This window comes from Thauera sp. K11, from assembly GCF_002354895.1.
Taxonomy (GTDB): Bacteria; Pseudomonadota; Gammaproteobacteria; order Burkholderiales; family Rhodocyclaceae; genus Thauera; species Thauera sinica.
The window spans coordinates 317,160-333,865 of the sequence record NZ_CP023439.1 but is presented as its reverse complement, the minus strand read 5'-3'; the positions used below and the strand labels follow the sequence as shown (position 1 = coordinate 333,865).

Sequence of the window (16,706 nt, the reverse complement as noted above, 5' to 3'; positions counted from 1 at the left end):
ATGGCACAGGGGAGGACAGACGGAAAACCGGCGGCCGCCGGGCGGGCGTGATTTACTGCTCCTGCCCCGCCTCGACCACCGTCAGCGCGGTCATGTTGACGATGCGGCGCACGGTGGCCGACGGCGTGAGGATATGCACCGGCTTGGACGCACCGAGCAGGATCGGACCCACCGTCATGCCCTCGCCCGCCGCGTTCTTGAGCAGGTTGAAGGCGATGTTGGCGGCGTCCAGCGTGGGGAAGATCAGCAGGTTGGCATCCTCGCGCATCTTCGCGTTGGGGAAGATCTGCAGCCGGTGCCGCGCATCCAGCGCCGAATCGCCGTGCATCTCGCCTTCCACCGGAAGGTCGGGATGCTGCTCGTGCAGCACGCGCAGCGCGGCTCGCATCTTCTCGGCGGTGGGCGAGTCGGCCGAGCCGAACGACGAATGCGACAGCAGGGCCACCCGCGGCTCGATGCCGAAGCGCTTCATCTCCTCGGCGGCGAGCAGCGTCATCTCCACGATCTGCGCCGGCGTCGGGTCGTAGTTCACATAGGTGTCGGCGAGGAACAGCGTACGGCCCGGCAGGTGGAGCAGGTTCACCGTGTAGAGGTTGTCGACGCCCTCGCGGCGGCCGAGCACCGTCTCGACGAACTCGCGATGCAGGCGATGCATGCCGTAGGTGCCGCAGATCAGGCCGTCGCCGTAGCCGAACTTCAGCAGCAGCGTGCCGATCAGCGTGGTGCGGCGGCGCACTTCCTTCTTGGCGTATTCGACCGACACGCCGTGGCGCTCCATCAGGCTGTGATAGTGCTGCCACAACTGGTTGAAGCGCGGGTCGGAATCGGGGTTGACCAGTTCGTAGTCGTGGTCGGCCGCCATGCGCAGGCCGAAGCGCTCGATGTTGCCCTTCACGACGTCGGGGCGGCCGATCAGGATCGGGCGCACCATCCCCTCGTCCACCACCTGCTGCACCGCGCGCAGCACCTTCTCCGATTCGCCCTCGGAGAAGATGATGCGCTTGGGGCTCTTGCGCGCGGCAGCGAACACCGGCTTCATGATCAGGCCGGAATGCCACACGAAGTTGTTGAGCTGGCCGCGGTAGGCGTCCCAGTCGGCGATCGGACGCGCCGCCACGCCGGACGCCATCGCCGCCTCGGCCACCGCCGGCGCGATCTTGACGATCAGGCGCGGATCGAAGGGGCGCGGAATGATGTATTCGGGCCCGAAGCCGCCGACCTTCTCGCCGTAGGCCGCGGCGACGATGTCGCTCTGCTCCACGCGCGCCAGTTCGGCGATCGCCCGCACCGCGGCGAGCTTCATGTCGTCGGTGATCGTGGTCGCGCCGGCGTCCAGCGCGCCGCGGAAGATGAACGGGAAGCACAGCACGTTGTTGACCTGGTTCGGATAGTCCGAACGGCCGGTGGCGATGATCGCGTCGTCGCGCACCCGCTTGACTTCCTCCGGCATGATCTCCGGCGTCGGGTTGGCAAGCGCCAGGATCAGCGGCCGGGCCGCCATCTTCGCCACCATCTCGCCCTTCACCACGCCGCCGGCCGACAGGCCGAGGAGGACGTCCGCGCCCTCGATGACCTCGCCGAGCTTGCGGGCGTCGGTCTTCTTCGCGTAGCGCGCCTTGATCGGGTCCATCAACGTGGTGCGCCCTTCATACACGACGCCCTCGATGTCGGTGACCCAGATGTTCTCGACCGGGATGCCCAGCATCACCAGCAGTTCGAGGCAGGCGAGCGCCGCCGCGCCGGCGCCGGACGTCACCACCTTGACCTGCCTGAGGTCCTTGCCCTGCAGGTGCAGGCCGTTGAGGACGGCCGCGCCGACCACGATCGCGGTGCCGTGCTGGTCGTCGTGGAAGACCGGGATCTTCATGCGCTCGCGCAGCTTGCTCTCGATGTAGAAGCATTCCGGCGCCTTGATGTCTTCGAGGTTGATGCCGCCGAAGGTGGGCTCGAGCGCGGCGATCATGTCGATCAGCTTGTCGGCGTCGGGCTCGTTGACCTCGAGGTCGAACACGTCGATGCCGGCGAACTTCTTGAACAGCACCCCCTTGCCTTCCATCACCGGCTTGGCGGCGAGCGCGCCGATGTTGCCCAGGCCGAGCACGGCGGTGCCGTTGGTGACGACGCCGATCAGGTTGGAGCGCGCCGTCAGGTTGGCCGCCTCGGCGGGGTCCTCGACGATCGCATCGCAGGCGGCGGCGACGCCGGGCGAATAGGCCAGCGACAGGTCGCGCTGGTTGGACAGCACCTTGGTCGGGGTGACCGAAATCTTGCCCGGTCGCGGGTAGCGGTGGTAGTCGAGCGCGGCTGCGCGAATCAATTCGTCCATGTCGGTCGTCCCTCCTGTCGATGACGCTGTTTTCGTTCGCGGCCCGCCGCCGGCAGGTCGGCTGCATAGACTAACCCCGCCGCGGCGGCAACGGGATGCAAAGCATACTCCTCTTTCGCGAATTTCTCACATAATGAAATCTTAATTTACTATGTGAAAGCATTTGATATTTGAATGAACGCAACGCGCGCGCGTTTCGGGCGTGGCATAATCCCGCGTCTTCGCCGACTGCGGTAAACCCCGACGGGCACCGGTCGGCGATCTGCGGACCGCCGGGTCGCGCACCATCCTCGCTCTCCGGCTTTCCGCCGCCCGCCGGCCCCAGGGCCTTCGAGACGCAACGGGCTCGACCGACGGGAAACGGTTTCGCTTCCGAACAGTGGAGAGAGGAGAGCATTTCCCATGAATCAACGCTTTGCCGAAGCGGCGATCGCCGCCGCACCGGAATATGTCCGCCACGAGGGCCTGAAGCAATGGGTGGCCGGGATCGCCGCCCTGACCGAGCCCGACCGCGTCGTGTGGTGCGACGGATCGCAGGATGAGTACGACCGCCTGTGCGCCGAGATGGTCGAATCCGGCATGCTCATCAAGCTGAACCCGGAAAAGCGCAAGGATTCCTACCTCGCCTGGTCCGACCCCTCGGACGTCGCGCGCGTGGAAGACCGCACCTTCATCTGCTCGAAGGACAAGAACGACGCCGGCCCCACCAACAACTGGGAAGACCCGGCGGTGATGCGCGAGACCCTGAACGGCCTGTTCAAGGGCTGCATGCACGGCCGCACGATGTACGTGGTCCCGTTCTCGATGGGTCCGCTGGGCAGCCCGATCGCTCACATCGGCATCGAGATCACCGACAGCCCCTACGTCGTCACCAACATGCGCGTCATGACGCGCATGGGCAAGGGCGCCATCGAGGTGCTGGGCAGCGGCGGCGACTACGTGCCGTGCGTGCACTCCGTCGGCGCCCCGCTCGCCCAGGGTGAAAAGGACAGCCGCTGGCCGTGCAATCCGACCACCAAGTACATCGTCCACTACCCTGAAACCCGCGAGATCTGGTCCTACGGCTCGGGCTACGGCGGCAACGCGCTGCTGGGCAAGAAGTGCTTCGCGCTGCGCATCGCGTCCACGATGGCGCGCGACGAAGGCTGGCTGGCCGAGCACATGCTGATCCTCGGCGTCGAATCGCCGCAGGGCGAGAAGACCTACGTCGCCGCCGCCTTCCCGTCGGCCTGCGGCAAGACCAACTTCGCCATGCTGATCCCGCCGAAATCCTTCAACGGCTGGAAGATCTACACCGTCGGCGACGACATCGCCTGGATCAAGCCCGGCAAGGACGGCAAGTTCTACGCCATCAACCCCGAATCGGGCTACTTCGGCGTCGCCCCGGGCACGTCGGAGAAGACCAACTACAACGCGATGGCGACGCTGAAGGAGAACATCATCTTCACCAACGTCGCGCTGACCGACGACGGCGACGTGTGGTGGGAAGGCATGAGCAAGGAAGCGCCCGCGCACCTGACCGACTGGCAGGGCAAGGACTGGACGCCCGAGATCGCGAAGGAAACCGGGCGCAAGGCCGCGCACCCGAATGCGCGCTTCACCGCGCCGGCCAGCCAGTGCCCGTCGATCGACCCGAACTGGGAAGACCCGGCCGGCGTGCCGATCTCGGCCTTCATCTTCGGCGGCCGCCGCGGCACCACCGTGCCGCTGGTGTACGAAGCCTTCAACTGGAACTACGGCGTCTACATGGCCTCGACGCTGGGTTCGGAAACCACCGCCGCCGCCTTCGGCGCGCAGGGCGTGGTGCGCCGCGACCCGTTCGCGATGCTGCCCTTCTGCGGCTACCACATGGGCGACTACTTCAACCACTGGCTGCGCATGGGCCACGTCGTCGAGGACACGCCGAAGATCTTCTGCGTCAACTGGTTCCGCATGAACGAGCAGGGCCAGTTCATGTGGCCGGGCTTCGGCGAGAACATGCGCGTGCTGAAGTGGATCGTCGACCGCGTGCGCGGCCGCATCGGCGCCAAGGAAACCGCCCTGGGCTGGATGCCGAACTACGACGACATCGACTGGACGGACTCCGACGTCGCCAAGGCCGAGTTCGACGCGCTGACCAAGGTCGACGCCGACGCCTGGCGCAGCGAACTCTCGCTGCACAAGGAATGGTTCGACAAGCTGCAGGATCGCCTGCCGCGCGAACTGACCCTGAAGCGCGAACTGTTCGAACTGGCGCTGAACGCCGACTGAGTAGGACCAGGAGCCCGGCCGGAACGCCCGGCCGGGCGCCTTCCCGCCTGCCGTGGTGCGGCGGGCATCTTCAGGCAGTTGCGCTGTCTACCCCGCATGTCCATCCCTGGAAGACGGCCATGCGCATCATGCCCATCGTCGCAGGTCTCGGCCTGCTCCTCCTGCCGGCGCCTTTCGCTTCGGCCCAGTCCGGCGGCCAGAAGGCCGCACGTGTAAAGGTCGAATTCGTCGATCCGCAGAACTACACCGACGTCGGCCAATACGGCACCGATTCCGACCGCAACCTCGCCGCGCTGGCGCGCCACCTCGAATCGGAAGGCCAGCGCTGCGTTGCCGAAGGCAATACGCTGTCCCTGCGCGTCCTCGACGTCGACCTCGCCGGCCGCAACGAATGGTGGAAGGCCGGCTATGACCTCAGGGTGATGCGCGAGATCGACTGGCCGCGGATCAAGCTGCACTACGTCCTGCGCGATGCCGGCGGAGCCATCGCCAGCGAAGGCGACGCGAGCGTCGACGACATGAACTATCTGTCGCGCAGCGCCTACGTGCGGGCCGACGCCATCCGGCAACTGCCCTACGAGCGCGCCATGCTGCGCGACTGGTTCGAGCGGCAATTCTGCCGGAAGGCGTACTGAACGCCGCCTTTCATCCAGCCGCGGCAACGGTTTCCGCCGCCTCCCTCCCCGTCCGCACCATCGGTCCGCGAGCCATCCGCGACCGGGCCATCGGCGTCGCGGGCGCGACCGGTACTCCGACGGGCCGGGCGGGATGACCGGGGCGGCAGCCGGGATGGGAAGGCTTTCTCGTCATTGCCCCTTCGGCCGATAGCGCTCCAGACCATCGGCCCGGAGCCGGTAGCCGAAGACCCCCATGCCGCTGTCCCCGCGGGCGACCTTGAGAACGCCGGTGACCCAGAAGGCATCCATCATGCGCACGTCGCCCGTCGGCTTGTTGAGGACAACGTGAATCGTCTGATTGGCCGGCGGCGGCGGCGTATGGATGCAGGCCCCGAAATACGGCACCAGCAATAATTCGGAAACGAGCTTGCCCTTGCGTTCGAGGGGGATGACGAAGCCGGCCAGGCGAATCGCCTTGCCGTCCAGAGCCGTTTCCACCGGTGCCGCATCCCAGGCTGCCCGCATTTTCTCCAGCGCCGCCTGCGCGCGCGGGTCGCCGTCGCGCAGGCTGCCCAGGTCCAGGCCCTTGAACTCCGCCATCGGGTCCCAGTCCTCCGGGACGAGGTTGTCCCACTGTATCTCGCGATAGGCCGGGCGGGCCGGCTCGGTGCCGGGCGCCAGGCGTTCGCCGATGCGATAGCCCTCTGCCCCGGCAGCGAACGACGCGGCAAGCAGGAGACAGACGATGCAGGCATGGAGCAGGCGCATGGATTCCTCTCAGAGGCGGGGTGTCAGGCCGTCGGCCAGCGCCAGGCGGCTGGCCCGCCAGGCCGGCAGCAGCCCGGCGAGCAGGCTGACGGCGACGATGGCGGCAAGCAGCGACCACTCATCGGCACCGGGCAGCAGCGAATGCAGCACGATACCCCAGTTCTGGGCCAGCCACGGGCCCGCGGCCATGCTGGCGGCGGTCAGCAGGACGCAACCGCCAAACGCCCCGGCAAGTCCGAGGATCAGGCTTTCCAGCAGCAGCAGGATGACGATGTGCGGCAGGCTGGCGCCGAGGGCGCGCAGGATGGCCAGTTCGCGCCGCCGTTCGCCCAGGCCGGCCAGCATGACCGCGAGCAGGCCGGCCAGGCCGAGGACCAGGATCAGCCAGGACAGGCCGCGCAGCAGCTTTTCGCCGAAAGCCAGGCTCTGCCAGAGCTGGTCGAGCACGACGCCAGGCAGCACGGCCTGCAGCGGCTCGTCCCTGAAGCCGGCGATCGTGCGCTGTACGCCGAAGACGGCGGTACGCTGGTGCAGGCCGACCAGGAAGGCGGTGACTTCCTTCGGCGTCAGATCGAACTTGCCGACCATCGCCGCCGGAATCTCCACCCCGGGCAGCGGCATGCCGCCCTGCCAGTCGAGATGGATGGCCTCGATGGCGGCGAGGCCGACATGCACGGTCCGGTCCACCGGCGTGCCGGTCGGCGCCAGGATGCCGACGACGGTAAACGGCTTTTCGGCATGATCCAGGCCCGGCAACGGGCCGCTGCCGTGACTGAGCACGATGCGCCGGCCGGGCCGGTAGCCGAGTTGCTGCGCCACCTCGGCGCCAAGGACGGCCTCGAAGATGCCGTCATGGCCATCCGCAAAGGCACGGCCTTCGGCGATCGCGAGCGGCGTCTTCAGGCCGTAGCGGAAGTGCGCGAAATAGTCGCCGTTGGTGCCGAGCACGGGGTAGCCGCGGTGCGAATCGCCGAGCGACAGCGGAATGGTCCACGCCACCGCCGGGTTGGCGGCGATCTTGCGGTAGCTGTCCCAGCCGATGTTGTTGCTGGCGTCGCCTAGCCGGAAGACCGAGTAGAGCACCAGTTGCAGCGGACTGCCCCGGGCGCCGACGATCAGGTCGGTGCCGGAGACGGATTCGGCAAAGCTCTCGCGGACGTCGTGGCGCAGGCGCTCGACCGCGAGCAACAGGCAACTTGCCAGCACGATGGCGATCAAGGTGAGACCGAGCGTCGCCCGCCGGTTCCACGCACTGGCCCAGGCCAGCGGCAGCAGGAATCTCCAGGCCCTCATGCGGCAAGCTCCAGGCTGGCGTCGAAATGGGTGGCGAGCGAAAGATCATGGCTGACGAAGACGACGGCGCTCCCGTTGGCGCCCGCTTCGGCCAGCAGCAGGTCGACGAAGGCGGCCTGGCGGGCGGCGTCGAGGGCCGAGGTCGGCTCGTCGGCGATGATGATCTCCGGCCGTCCGATCAGCGCCCTCGCGGCGGCGACGCGCTGCTGCTGGCCGACCGACAGCGCATGTGCCGGCCGGCCATGCAGTGCGGGCCCGATGTCCAGGCGTTCCAGCAAGGCGCGGGCGGCGGCGGCCGGATCGCCCGCCCTCGCGGCCCGGCGCGCGGAAAAGCGGCAGGGCAGCAATACGTTGTCGACAACGGCCAGGTAGGGAATGAGGTTGAACTGCTGGAAAATGAAACCGACGTGGTCGGCGCGAAAGGCGTCGCGCCGGCCGGCCGGCCATCGGGAAAACGGCTGGCCGAGCAATTCGACATGTCCGGCCTGCGGCGCCAGCACACCACCGATCAAGTTCAGCAGCGTGCTCTTGCCGCTGCCGCTCGGACCGTGCAGAAACAGGCTCGTTTCCCCGGGAACCTCGAGAAGCGGCAGGTTCAGGCAGAAGCCGTCGCCGCCCGGCCAACTGAATGCAAGGTCGCGGACGAGGAGTGCGGGCGCGCTCATCTCACCACGCAAAGCGGGGCCGGGCTGGCGTCAGGCGGCCGGATCTCTGTCCCGCCGGGCCGACGAATTCGACCTCGATCCGCTTCAGCCGCGGGAATTCGGCAAACAGGGTCGTGTCGATGCCGCGCAGCGCCGACGGCCGGGCGCACTGCCAGCGGTAGTCGGCATCGAGGTCGAGATGGCCGTCGCCGGCGCTGCCTTCGAAGATGGGCGACTCGAGCTGCGGCGCCTGCGCCTCGCATCCTGCCTCCGGCACGATCCGGAACAGGCGATCGGGTTGCTCCAGCGTCGTCCTCATCGCCGTGACCGCCTGCCGTTCGGCCGGGCTGCGCGGGGCACGCTCGAAACCCAGCAGGCCGTCGAGCGGCGTTTCGAGATGGATGGCGAGGGTATTGCCATCGACTGCGATCTCCAGCCGGGCCTCGCCATGGACATGGGCAGGCGCCGCCCATGCCGGGCTGGCCAGGGCGAGGGCAATGCAAGAAAGGGCAAAGCGCACGAGAGGCTCCTTCACGGTATTACCAGCCGGCATCGAGCGCGACCAGGACGCGCGGAGGACGAGGAACGGCTGGAGAACGATGGATGATGCCGCGGCCGCCGTTGCCCTGCCACAAACTGCCCTTGAGCAAGGCGACCGCGAAGGGCGGGACGGTTTCGATGCGGTATCCCGGCAGCAGCAGGCCGGAAGTCTCATCCGGCAGACCGCCGGAAGCGGCACCGAGAAAACGGCGGTCGGCCGAGGCATCTTCGACCCATTCGGTGCCCGGACCGCGATAGGTGCACAGCATCCGAATCCCGACACGGTCTACATGCAGGCGGGGACACATGGCCCGGTGGACGATTTCCATCCGCAGACCGATGGACGGCGCATCGAGCAGTTCACCGAGCATTTCGGCAAGCATCGCGAGGTCGGCAGCCAGTGCCTCGCGACCGGGCCCGGCGGGCAATCCACCGAGATCGGGCGTGTCGCCGGGCGCCAGCGTCTGGCGGAATCCGCTGCCGAGATCGCCGGCATTGGCTTCCAGCCAGCCGGCGATGACCGCGTCGATGGGACGGTGCCACTGGGCCAGTTGGATCTCCGGATCGAAGATGCGCGTCAGGGCCAGCGCGGTGCCGGACTCGGCGTCACGGGTGGCGGCTTGCCGAGCCAGGGCGCTCGGTGCCGCGCTGAGCGGAATGCTGGTGCCGGCAGACATCGTTTCAGGACGTTTGAACACAGGGCGAATGGGCTTGTGGATGCAATGTTATAACATTGCATTTGTGCGCTCCAAGCCCTCGCCTCTAGAATGTTCGCCATGCTCAGCTCGCGCCCCACCGTCTCCCCGAGCAGTGCCGAACTCCTCGATCGTGCCAGCGAGCGCTGCAAGGCGCATGGCGCGCTGCTGACACCGATTCGGCGCGATGTTCTCGGCTTGCTCTACGAAACCGAAAATGGCCTGAAAGCCTATGACCTGCTGGCGAAGGTCAAGGAATTGCGGAGCAATGCGACGCCGCCGACGGTGTATCGGGCGCTGGACTTCCTGATCGAACAGGGCCTGGTGCACAAGATCGAACGCATCAACCAGTTCGTCGCGTGCCGCCACGACTCTCACCGTTTCCCGGGTCTGTTCATGGTCTGCCGGCGCTGCGGCAAGGTCAGCGAGTTGCACGACCACGCCTTGATGGCGGCCTTGACGCAGAGCATTCTCCGCGCCGGACACGAACTCGATTGTCACGAACTCGAGATCTCGTCGATATGCCCGGACTGCCGCCAGGCCGGGCAGGGCACGCACGGGGTTTGATACCGCGCACCGGCAAGCGGCCGATGCCGGTTTCCGCGCTACGATTCCAGCCTTCGCCGCACAGGAACACCGCGATGCTCCACTTCTCCCGCCGCGCCGCCGACATCCAGCCCTTTCACGTCATGGAACTGCTGCGCCGCGCGCGCGAGCTCGAGGCCCGGGGGCGCGACATCATCCACATGGAAGTGGGCGAACCCGACTTCCCCACGCCGCAGCCGATGCTCGAAGCGGCCGCGCGCTTCATCGCCGGCGGCGACGTGCATTACACCTCGGGCCTCGGGTTGCCGGCGCTGCGCGAGGCGATCGCGGGTTTCTACCGCGACCGCTTCGGCGCGGACGTCGCGGCGGAACGCATCGTCGTCACCGCCGGCGCGTCGGGGGCCCTGATGCTGGCACTGGCAGCCACCACCGATCCGGGGGACGAGTGGCTGCTGCCCGATCCCGGCTACCCCTCGAACCGCCATCTCGTGCGCAGCTTCGAGGGGGTTGCGCGCGGCCTGCCGGTCGATGCCGCCAGCCGCTATCAGCCAACCGCCCGGCAGGTGGCCGACGCCTGGCATGCGCACACGCGCGGCCTGATGGTCGCCACGCCGTCGAACCCGACCGGCACCCTGCTCACCGGCGACGAGATCGAGGCCCTGCATCGCGTCACCCACGGCCGCGACGGCCTGCTGCTGGTCGACGAGATCTACCAGGGGCTGACCTATGGCGTGGAGGCGTCTTCCGCCCTGTCCCGCCCGGCGCTCAATGGCGCCGACGACCTCTTCGTGGTGAACAGCTTTTCCAAGTACTTCGGCATGACGGGCTGGCGCCTGGGCTGGCTGGTGGTGCCGCCCGCGTACGTACGCACCATCGAGAAACTGGCGCAGCACTTCTTCATCGCGCCGTCCACGCCGGCACAGCACGCGGCGCTGGCCGCCTTCGCACCGTCGACGCTCGAAATCCTCGAAGAGCGCCGGCATGCGTTCGCCGAGCGGCGGGACACCCTGCTGCCCGCGCTGCGCGACATCGGCTTCACCGTCGCCTCCGAACCCCAGGGCGCCTTCTACATCTATGCCGACGTGTCGCCGCTGGCGGACGACGCCGAAGCGCTGGCGCGCAGGATGATCGAAGAGGCCGGCGTCGCCGCCACACCCGGCATCGATTTCGGCCACCACCTGGCACGGCGCCACCTGCGCATCGCCTACACGACGCGGCGTGAACGCCTGCTCGAAGCAGCCGACCGCATCGCCCGGGTCCTGCGCTGAACGCACCCGGCCGGGCTCCTGCGGACGTCCGGAAACGGAAGGGTCAGCCGGCCGAAGCGAGCTGCAGGCGGCCAGCGGCAGCGGCGACGAGCCGCTTCTTGATCGCCATCACCTTGCGGGTGTAGCGCATCGACGTATCGCCCAGCGAACCGTTGTAGTACTGCAGCGCACGCTGCATGTCGCCGTAGCGGGCAAGGCCCTCGTGAAGCACCTGGGTACCCACGTGGATGTTGAATTCCGGATCGAACAACGCGTTCTTGCCCCGCTTCGAGCCGATCTTGTCCTTGTGGAAACGGGGGATGACCTGCATCAGGCCCTGCGCCCCCATGTTGCTCACCGCGCGCGGATTGAAGCTCGACTCCACCGCCATGATCGCGACGATCAGCAGCGGATCGATGCCGCGGTGGCGCCCTGCCTCCTCGGCCGCGGCAAGCGCCGGTTCGAGCGTTTCGTCGGACACGCCGTAGCGGTCGGATACCCAGTCGCGGACCCGCACCATCTCGGGCGAAAGGCCGTTGTCATCCTCGACCGCCTGTACGGCTTGCGGGCTCTTGCCGGCCGGGTGTGCCGCCTCGAGAGCCTCCGCCGCGAGACCGGCGTAGAAGGAACCCGGCTGGGTGGACACCGCGGCGCGGGTGTCCGCGTAATTGACGCTGACCGGATCGAGCCGATCGGAGGCGACCGTCGCCATTCCCATCAAGCCGCCAGCCAGCAAGGCACCGTGTGCGAGATTTAAAAGAACGCCGCCCGCCTGACGCGCGAGGCCCTGAGTTCGAGTTGCGTGTTTCATGGTGTCCTCCATGCTGTGGCCAGAGCTCGACGTTCCGCGCGCCCTCGTGGGGCCAACGGTTGCCCAGTGCCGGTGAGGCCCTGAACAAGCGCGAGGGCTGCGGTCAGCAGCCCTCGCGTGTCGAAATACTCGGTCGCCAGTAGGTGTTAAAGCCCGTCGACGCAACCAGACGATGGGCCCCGCGGTGCGTACGTCCATGAAACCGCGCCCTCCCGAGGGACGGCGCCGCACCGTTTTTCAAGGTTCAAGAAAAGGGTTTATTTATGTTGCAGAGCAACATTTCGCCGAAGTGTATTTCCTCCTTCCGGCTTTGTCAAACTTTGACAGCGCATATTAAACAAGCACTTAACGCCTTGCAACAGGAACCGGCAGTTCCAGCCCGGCCCAATCGAAGCAAGGGCCGGGGTCCGTCTTGCGTCCCGGCGCGATGTCGGAGTGGCCGACGACGGCCCCGATCGGATAGTGCGAGCGCAGGATTTCCAGCAATTCCGCCAGCCTGTGGTACTGCGCCGGCTCGAACGGCAGCGTGTCGCAGCCCTCGAGTTCGATGCCGATCGAAAAATCGTTGCAGCGCTCCCTGCCCTCCCAGCACGACACGCCGGCATGCCACGCCCGCTCGTCCGCGGACACGAACTGGACCAGTTCCCCATCGCGCCGGATGAAGAAATGCGCCGACACCCGCAGATGGCAGATGGCCGCGTAGTAGGGATGCTCGCCGGGGTCCAGGGTGTTGGTGAAGAGTTGTTCCACGCCCGGCCCGCCGAACCGGTCGGGCGGCAGGCTGATGGCGTGCACCACGACCAGGCTCGGGCGCTCGCCTTCCGGGCGGACGTCGAAATTCGGGGAAGCAACGCGGCGGGCACCGGCGAGCCAACCGCCGGCGAGCAGATCGGTCTTCATCGATTTCGCCCTCGATACCCGGGCAGGCTGCGCCGCGAACGAAAACCAGTGCGGCCTGCGGCAGAGGTCAGCATGCGCGCAGCATCGCGATCACCGGCGCGGTATCCGGCCGCACGCGGCGCCACAGGTAGAAGGACTCGGCCGCCTGGCCGACGAGCATGCCAAGCCCGTCGGACACCCGCGCCGCGCCCTGCTCGCGGGCCTGCAGCATGAAGGGTGTAGGACGGTCGCCATACACCATGTCGTAGGCCAGCGCACCCGCACCGTAGATGCCGGCCGGCAGCGCAATACCCTCCCCGCCCAGGCTGGCCGAGGTCGCATTGATCACGACGTCGAACCCCTGCCCGCCGAGTTCGTCGAATCGCGCCACGTCCACCTCGCCCCGGCCCGGGCACAGCGCCTTCAACTGCTCGGCCTTCTCCGGCGTGCGGTTGGCGATCACCAAGCCGGCCGGCCCCTCTTCCAGCAGCGGCAGCAGCACGCCGCGCGCCGCGCCGCCGGCCCCCAGCAGCAGGACCCGCCGCCCGGCGATCGGCACGCCCAGGACGTCCCGGATGTCGCGTACCATGCCCACGCCGTCGGTATTGTCGCCGAGGATGCTGCCATCAGCCTCGAATTTCAGCGTATTGACCGCCTGTGCGTGGCGCGCCCGCTCGGTCAGCCGGTCGGCCAGCTCGACGGCCTGGATCTTGAACGGCACCGTCACGTTCATGCCCTTGCCGCCGTCGCGCATGAACTGCCGCACGCACGCCACAAACCCGTCCAGCGGCCCGAGGATGGCCTCATAGGTCAGGTCCTGGCCAGTCTGGCGCGCGAAGGCGGCGTGGATGGCCGGAGACTTCGAATGCGCGATGGGATTGCCGATGACGGCGTAGCGGTCGGTCATGGTATCGATCCGGTGGAGGGCGAATCGGAGGACGAGGGACGAAGTCTGCCCGCGTTCGGCGCCGAAGGAAACCTGCCGCCCGGCGCCGGCACGAGCCGCGCCGGCATAGCCGCGGTAAACGCAGCGACGGGCGCCGCAGCGCCCGTCGTGTCCAGCCTCGCGGTAAACGAGATCAGAAGAAGTGGCGGATGCCCACGTTGAAGCCGCGCTGGTAGCCGCCGCCACCGCTGGTGGCATCGCCGACCGAGCCGATCAGGAACTCGTCGCCAGCATGCTCGGCCGCCTTGTTGTTGTTGATGTCGGCATACGTCGCGTACAGGCCCGTGCGCTTCGACAGCCAGTGCTCGTAGCCGATCGCCCACTGGCTGACCTTGGCGTCTTTGCTGCTGTTCGCGATGTCCGTCTTGCGGTGGGCATACGACGCCAGCACGTTGCCCGAAGCGCTGACCGGCACGGTCACGCCCACCAGCCACTGCTTGGAGTCCTCGCCCTCCTCGAACTGGCCGAAGTCGACGCCGTCGGCCTTGCGGATGCCGTAGATCGCACCCAGCTTCACCACGCCGAAGTTGTACGAACCGCCGAAATCATAAACGCGGACCTTGTCGCCGTCGGCGGCACCGGTGGACTTCATCTTGATCTCGTGGAAGTTCAGGCCCAGGGTCAGCGGGCCATTGACGTACTTCGGCGAGATCGCCCAGGCGCGGACGTCGCCGGCCACGCTTTCGTTGCCGAGGGATTCGTTGCCGTAGGCGCTCAGCGTGTAGCCGGCGCTGAAGGAGAAGCCGCTCCAGGTCGGCGACACGTAGGCCAGCAGGTTGTCGAGACGGACCTCACCGAGGTAGACGTTGTTCGACTGGCCGACGGTACCGGTCGAGAACGGATCGATCGAATCCAGCAGCAGGTAGCCGGGCGCGTACTGGCGGCCCAGCGCCACGGTGCCGAAGTTGCCGCCCAGGGAGACGAAGGACTGGCGGCCGAAAGTCCTGCCGCCCTGCGCCGAGGTACCGGTATCCGCCAGGATGCCCTGCTCCAGCACGAAGCCGGCCTTCAGGCCGTTGCCCAGGTCTTCCGTACCCTTGAAGCCGATGCGGCTGCCGTTGGCGACGCCCGAATCGATGCCGCTGCGGTTCTTGACGCCATCAACGACGTTGTCGCCGCGATAGACGTAGCCCATGTCGACGATACCGTAGATCGTCACGTTGGACTGCGCAAAGGCCGGAACCGAAACCAGGCCAGCGACGGCCAGTGCGATCAGTTTCTTCTGCATGTGTTTCTCCTCAAGTTGAAGTCCAGACTCCGGAAAGAGATAGATTCCTCGGTCCTGCTCACCTCTCTGGCGAGAAGTTGGGCCGATTGTGCTGAGCGGGCAAGGCGCATGGCAAGTGACTCGGCACAAAAACACCACAATCGGACCCTGCCTGTTGCAGACGTGCAACAGACCAGCATCGATATTTCTCCGCCTGGGCGCCATCGGGAAAAGGCCGGGATGTCCCTCCCGGCGGTGCCGCCGCCGAGGAACTCGGCCCCCGGTTAGCACTCTCATGCACCGAGTGCTAAGATTGTGCGAGCAAGGAGGATCAAAGCCCATGACCCACGCCCTGTCGTTCCCGGTTCCGTCGGCTGGCAGCATCGATCAGTACATACAGTCGGTCAATCGCATCCCGCTGCTCACCGAGCAGGAGGAAGTCGCATTGGCAAGAAGGCTGCGCGAGGAAGGCGACGTCGAGGCGGCGCGGCAACTGGTGATGTCGCACCTGCGGCTGGTGGTGGCGATCGCGCGCGGCTATCTGGGCTACGGCCTGCCGCACGCCGACCTGATCCAGGAAGGCAACATCGGCCTGATGAAGGCGGTGAAGCGTTTCGACCCGGCGCGCGGCGTGCGCCTCGTGTCCTTCGCGATGCACTGGATAAAGGCCGAGATCCACGAATACATCGTGAAGAACTGGCGTCTGGTGAAGATCGCCACGACCAAGGCGCAGCGCAAACTGTTCTTCAACCTGCGCGGCATGAAGCAGGACACCGCGACCCTGCAGCCGTCCGAAGTGCGTTCGATCGCCGCCCGCCTCGGCGTCAAGCCCGAGGAAGTGGTGGAGATGGAAACCCGCCTGTCGGGCCGCGACATTCCGCTCGAAGGCAGCAGCGACGACGAAGACGAACGCTTCGCCCCCGTCGCCTACCTGCCCGACCCGCATGCGGAGCCCTCGGAGGTGCTGGAGCAGACCCAACTCGCCCGCCTGCAGGACACCGGCCTGCGCGAGGCGCTTGCCAGCCTGGACGAGCGCAGCCGCCGCATCGTCGAACGCCGCTGGCTCGCCGAAGGCGACGCCGCCACGCTGCATGAGCTTGCCGCCGAATACGGCGTGTCGGCCGAACGCATCCGCCAGATCGAGGCGAAGGCGATGCAGAAGATGCGAGGGGTGCTGGCGGCGATGGTGTGAGCGGCAAGTCGCCGCTCATCCCGCTTGATTCCATTGCCTTGCCCCGACCGGCCGTCGCCCGGGCCGGCGGGCCGACACCCACGCATCGCCCGCCCGGGCGATACGCTCACTTCCCCGCCAGCAGCGCCTCGATGTCGCCGGCGATGAGCGCCGGGTCTTCGGCGTGCTTCACGTACAGCCGCAGTTTTCCGCTCGGATCGAAGACGTAGGTGCCGGCCGTGTGGTCGACAGTGTAGTGGCCGTTCAGGTCGCCGCTCTTGCGGTAGAAGACGCGGAAATCCTTCGCCACTTCGGAGATCTTGTCCGGCGTGCCGTAGAGGCCAAGGAAGCGCTTGTCGAACACCGGCACGTATTCCGACAGCAGGGCCTGCGTGTCGCGCTCCGGGTCCACCGTGACGAACAGCACCTGGACGCGGTCGGCATCGGTGCCGAGCCGGCGCATGACCTCGCCCATGCCCGACAGCGCGGTCGGGCACACGTCCGGGCACTGGGTGTAGCCGAAGAAGATCGTCACCACCTTGCCGCGGAAATCGGCCAGCGTGCGGGGCTGGCCGTTGTGGTCGGTGAGCGCGAGCGACTTGCCGTAATCGGCGCCGGTGATGTCGGTCGAGCGGAAGGCCGGTTCGGACGGCGCGCAGCCGGCCAGCAGCGCCGCACCGAACGCAAGCGCGGCGAAAGTACGACTCCACGCGAAAAGACTCCTGGGACGCAAACGCATGTTCCGGCTCCGGCCATGTTCATCAGC

16 protein-coding genes are annotated in these 16,706 nt (G+C 67.2%); 5 read left to right on the top strand and 11 right to left on the bottom strand.

All coding sequences use genetic code 11. The features are described 5' to 3' along the window. Positions 1 to 52: 52 nt before the first annotated feature. Positions 53 to 2,326: an NADP-dependent malic enzyme gene (locus CCZ27_RS01595; protein WP_096445057.1), complete on the bottom strand. Its 2,274-nt coding sequence runs from the start codon at positions 2,324 to 2,326 to the stop codon at positions 53 to 55. Positions 2,327 to 2,728: 402 nt separating this feature from the next. On the opposite strand from CCZ27_RS01595, the gene CCZ27_RS01590 reads away from it, so the two are divergent. Together CCZ27_RS01590 and CCZ27_RS01585 are read left to right on the top strand one after the other, a co-directional pair. Next, positions 2,729 to 4,576, top strand: coding sequence for a phosphoenolpyruvate carboxykinase (GTP) (locus tag CCZ27_RS01590; protein ID WP_096445056.1), 1,848 nt, complete (start codon positions 2,729 to 2,731; stop codon positions 4,574 to 4,576). Positions 4,577 to 4,695: 119 nt separating this feature from the next. Further along, positions 4,696 to 5,211, top strand: coding sequence for a DUF3016 domain-containing protein (locus tag CCZ27_RS01585; RefSeq protein ID WP_232516525.1), 516 nt, complete (start codon positions 4,696 to 4,698; stop codon positions 5,209 to 5,211). A gap of 171 nt (positions 5,212 to 5,382) precedes the next feature. On the opposite strand, the gene CCZ27_RS01580 is transcribed toward CCZ27_RS01585, so the two are convergent. Genes CCZ27_RS01580 through CCZ27_RS01560 form a run of 5 tightly spaced genes read right to left on the bottom strand, consistent with a single transcriptional unit; the run spans position 5,383 to position 9,115 of the window. Next, complete coding sequence (locus tag CCZ27_RS01580) at positions 5,383 to 5,961, bottom strand: DUF3299 domain-containing protein (protein ID WP_096445055.1); 579 nt, start codon at positions 5,959 to 5,961, stop codon at positions 5,383 to 5,385. A 9-nt stretch (positions 5,962 to 5,970) separates the two neighbouring features. After that, on the bottom strand, positions 5,971 to 7,254 hold the full coding sequence (locus tag CCZ27_RS01575; RefSeq protein ID WP_096445054.1) for an ABC transporter permease: 1,284 nt from the start codon (positions 7,252 to 7,254) through the stop codon (positions 5,971 to 5,973). Next, positions 7,251 to 7,919: an ATP-binding cassette domain-containing protein gene (locus tag CCZ27_RS01570; protein ID WP_096445053.1), complete on the bottom strand. Its 669-nt coding sequence runs from the start codon at positions 7,917 to 7,919 to the stop codon at positions 7,251 to 7,253. The genes CCZ27_RS01575 and CCZ27_RS01570 overlap by 4 nt, the downstream gene beginning before the upstream one ends. 1 nt (position 7,920) lies before the next feature. Then, positions 7,921 to 8,418 (bottom strand): DUF2796 domain-containing protein, encoded by a 498-nt coding sequence (locus tag CCZ27_RS01565; protein ID WP_198363237.1) that lies wholly within the window; start codon positions 8,416 to 8,418, stop codon positions 7,921 to 7,923. Between the two features lie 19 nt (positions 8,419 to 8,437). After that, the gene (locus CCZ27_RS01560; RefSeq protein WP_096445051.1) at positions 8,438 to 9,115 is read right to left on the bottom strand and encodes a DUF1826 domain-containing protein; all 678 of its coding nucleotides are present in this window, start codon (positions 9,113 to 9,115) and stop codon (positions 8,438 to 8,440) included. Between the two features lie 99 nt (positions 9,116 to 9,214). Here CCZ27_RS01560 and CCZ27_RS01555 point away from each other — a divergent pair, with 99 nt between their 5' ends. Together CCZ27_RS01555 and CCZ27_RS01550 are read left to right on the top strand one after the other, a co-directional pair. Beyond that, the gene (locus CCZ27_RS01555; RefSeq protein ID WP_096452055.1) at positions 9,215 to 9,700 is read left to right on the top strand and encodes a Fur family transcriptional regulator; all 486 of its coding nucleotides are present in this window, start codon (positions 9,215 to 9,217) and stop codon (positions 9,698 to 9,700) included. A gap of 74 nt (positions 9,701 to 9,774) precedes the next feature. Then, a complete protein-coding gene (locus CCZ27_RS01550; RefSeq protein ID WP_096445050.1) occupies positions 9,775 to 10,947 on the top strand; it encodes a pyridoxal phosphate-dependent aminotransferase in 1,173 nt (390 codons plus the stop codon). A 43-nt stretch (positions 10,948 to 10,990) separates the two neighbouring features. Here CCZ27_RS01550 and CCZ27_RS01545 read toward each other — a convergent pair whose 3' ends face one another. The 4 genes from CCZ27_RS01545 to CCZ27_RS01530 form a co-directional block, all read right to left on the bottom strand. Further along, the gene (locus CCZ27_RS01545; RefSeq protein ID WP_096445049.1) at positions 10,991 to 11,749 is read right to left on the bottom strand and encodes a lytic transglycosylase domain-containing protein; all 759 of its coding nucleotides are present in this window, start codon (positions 11,747 to 11,749) and stop codon (positions 10,991 to 10,993) included. Positions 11,750 to 12,082: 333 nt separating this feature from the next. Beyond that, positions 12,083 to 12,637, bottom strand: a complete 555-nt coding sequence (gene ampD, locus CCZ27_RS01540) for a 1,6-anhydro-N-acetylmuramyl-L-alanine amidase AmpD (RefSeq protein ID WP_096445048.1) — start codon at positions 12,635 to 12,637, stop codon at positions 12,083 to 12,085. Positions 12,638 to 12,704: 67 nt separating this feature from the next. Then, positions 12,705 to 13,523, bottom strand: a complete 819-nt coding sequence (aroE, locus tag CCZ27_RS01535; RefSeq protein WP_096445047.1) for a shikimate dehydrogenase — start codon at positions 13,521 to 13,523, stop codon at positions 12,705 to 12,707. Between the two features lie 172 nt (positions 13,524 to 13,695). Beyond that, a complete protein-coding gene (locus tag CCZ27_RS01530) occupies positions 13,696 to 14,790 on the bottom strand; it encodes a porin (protein WP_096445046.1) in 1,095 nt (364 codons plus the stop codon). A 319-nt stretch (positions 14,791 to 15,109) separates the two neighbouring features. On the opposite strand from CCZ27_RS01530, the gene rpoH reads away from it, so the two are divergent. Next, on the top strand, positions 15,110 to 15,961 hold the full coding sequence (gene rpoH / locus CCZ27_RS01525; protein WP_096445045.1) for an RNA polymerase sigma factor RpoH: 852 nt from the start codon (positions 15,110 to 15,112) through the stop codon (positions 15,959 to 15,961). A gap of 106 nt (positions 15,962 to 16,067) precedes the next feature. On the opposite strand, the gene CCZ27_RS01520 is transcribed toward rpoH, so the two are convergent. Further along, on the bottom strand, positions 16,068 to 16,679 hold the full coding sequence (locus CCZ27_RS01520; protein ID WP_096445044.1) for an SCO family protein: 612 nt from the start codon (positions 16,677 to 16,679) through the stop codon (positions 16,068 to 16,070). Positions 16,680 to 16,706: the final 27 nt, after the last annotated feature.

Bases quoted from the DNA above. Each gene is read 5' to 3' on its own strand.
- CCZ27_RS01595 (WP_096445057.1), bottom strand. From the start codon at position 2,326: ATGGACGAATTGATTCGCGCAGCCGCGCTCGACTACCACCGCTACCCG.
- CCZ27_RS01590 (WP_096445056.1), top strand. From the start codon at position 2,729: ATGAATCAACGCTTTGCCGAAGCGGCGATCGCCGCCGCACCGGAATAT.
- CCZ27_RS01585 (WP_232516525.1), top strand. From the start codon at position 4,696: ATGCGCATCATGCCCATCGTCGCAGGTCTCGGCCTGCTCCTCCTGCCG.
- CCZ27_RS01580 (WP_096445055.1), bottom strand. From the start codon at position 5,961: ATGCGCCTGCTCCATGCCTGCATCGTCTGTCTCCTGCTTGCCGCGTCG.
- CCZ27_RS01575 (WP_096445054.1), bottom strand. From the start codon at position 7,254: ATGAGGGCCTGGAGATTCCTGCTGCCGCTGGCCTGGGCCAGTGCGTGG.
- CCZ27_RS01570 (WP_096445053.1), bottom strand. From the start codon at position 7,919: ATGAGCGCGCCCGCACTCCTCGTCCGCGACCTTGCATTCAGTTGGCCG.
- CCZ27_RS01560 (WP_096445051.1), bottom strand. From the start codon at position 9,115: ATGTCTGCCGGCACCAGCATTCCGCTCAGCGCGGCACCGAGCGCCCTG.
- CCZ27_RS01555 (WP_096452055.1), top strand. From the start codon at position 9,215: ATGCTCAGCTCGCGCCCCACCGTCTCCCCGAGCAGTGCCGAACTCCTC.
- CCZ27_RS01550 (WP_096445050.1), top strand. From the start codon at position 9,775: ATGCTCCACTTCTCCCGCCGCGCCGCCGACATCCAGCCCTTTCACGTC.
- CCZ27_RS01545 (WP_096445049.1), bottom strand. From the start codon at position 11,749: ATGGAGGACACCATGAAACACGCAACTCGAACTCAGGGCCTCGCGCGT.
- ampD (WP_096445048.1), bottom strand. From the start codon at position 12,637: ATGAAGACCGATCTGCTCGCCGGCGGTTGGCTCGCCGGTGCCCGCCGC.
- aroE (WP_096445047.1), bottom strand. From the start codon at position 13,523: ATGACCGACCGCTACGCCGTCATCGGCAATCCCATCGCGCATTCGAAG.
- CCZ27_RS01530 (WP_096445046.1), bottom strand. From the start codon at position 14,790: ATGCAGAAGAAACTGATCGCACTGGCCGTCGCTGGCCTGGTTTCGGTT.
- rpoH (WP_096445045.1), top strand. From the start codon at position 15,110: ATGACCCACGCCCTGTCGTTCCCGGTTCCGTCGGCTGGCAGCATCGAT.
- CCZ27_RS01520 (WP_096445044.1), bottom strand. From the start codon at position 16,679: ATGCGTTTGCGTCCCAGGAGTCTTTTCGCGTGGAGTCGTACTTTCGCC.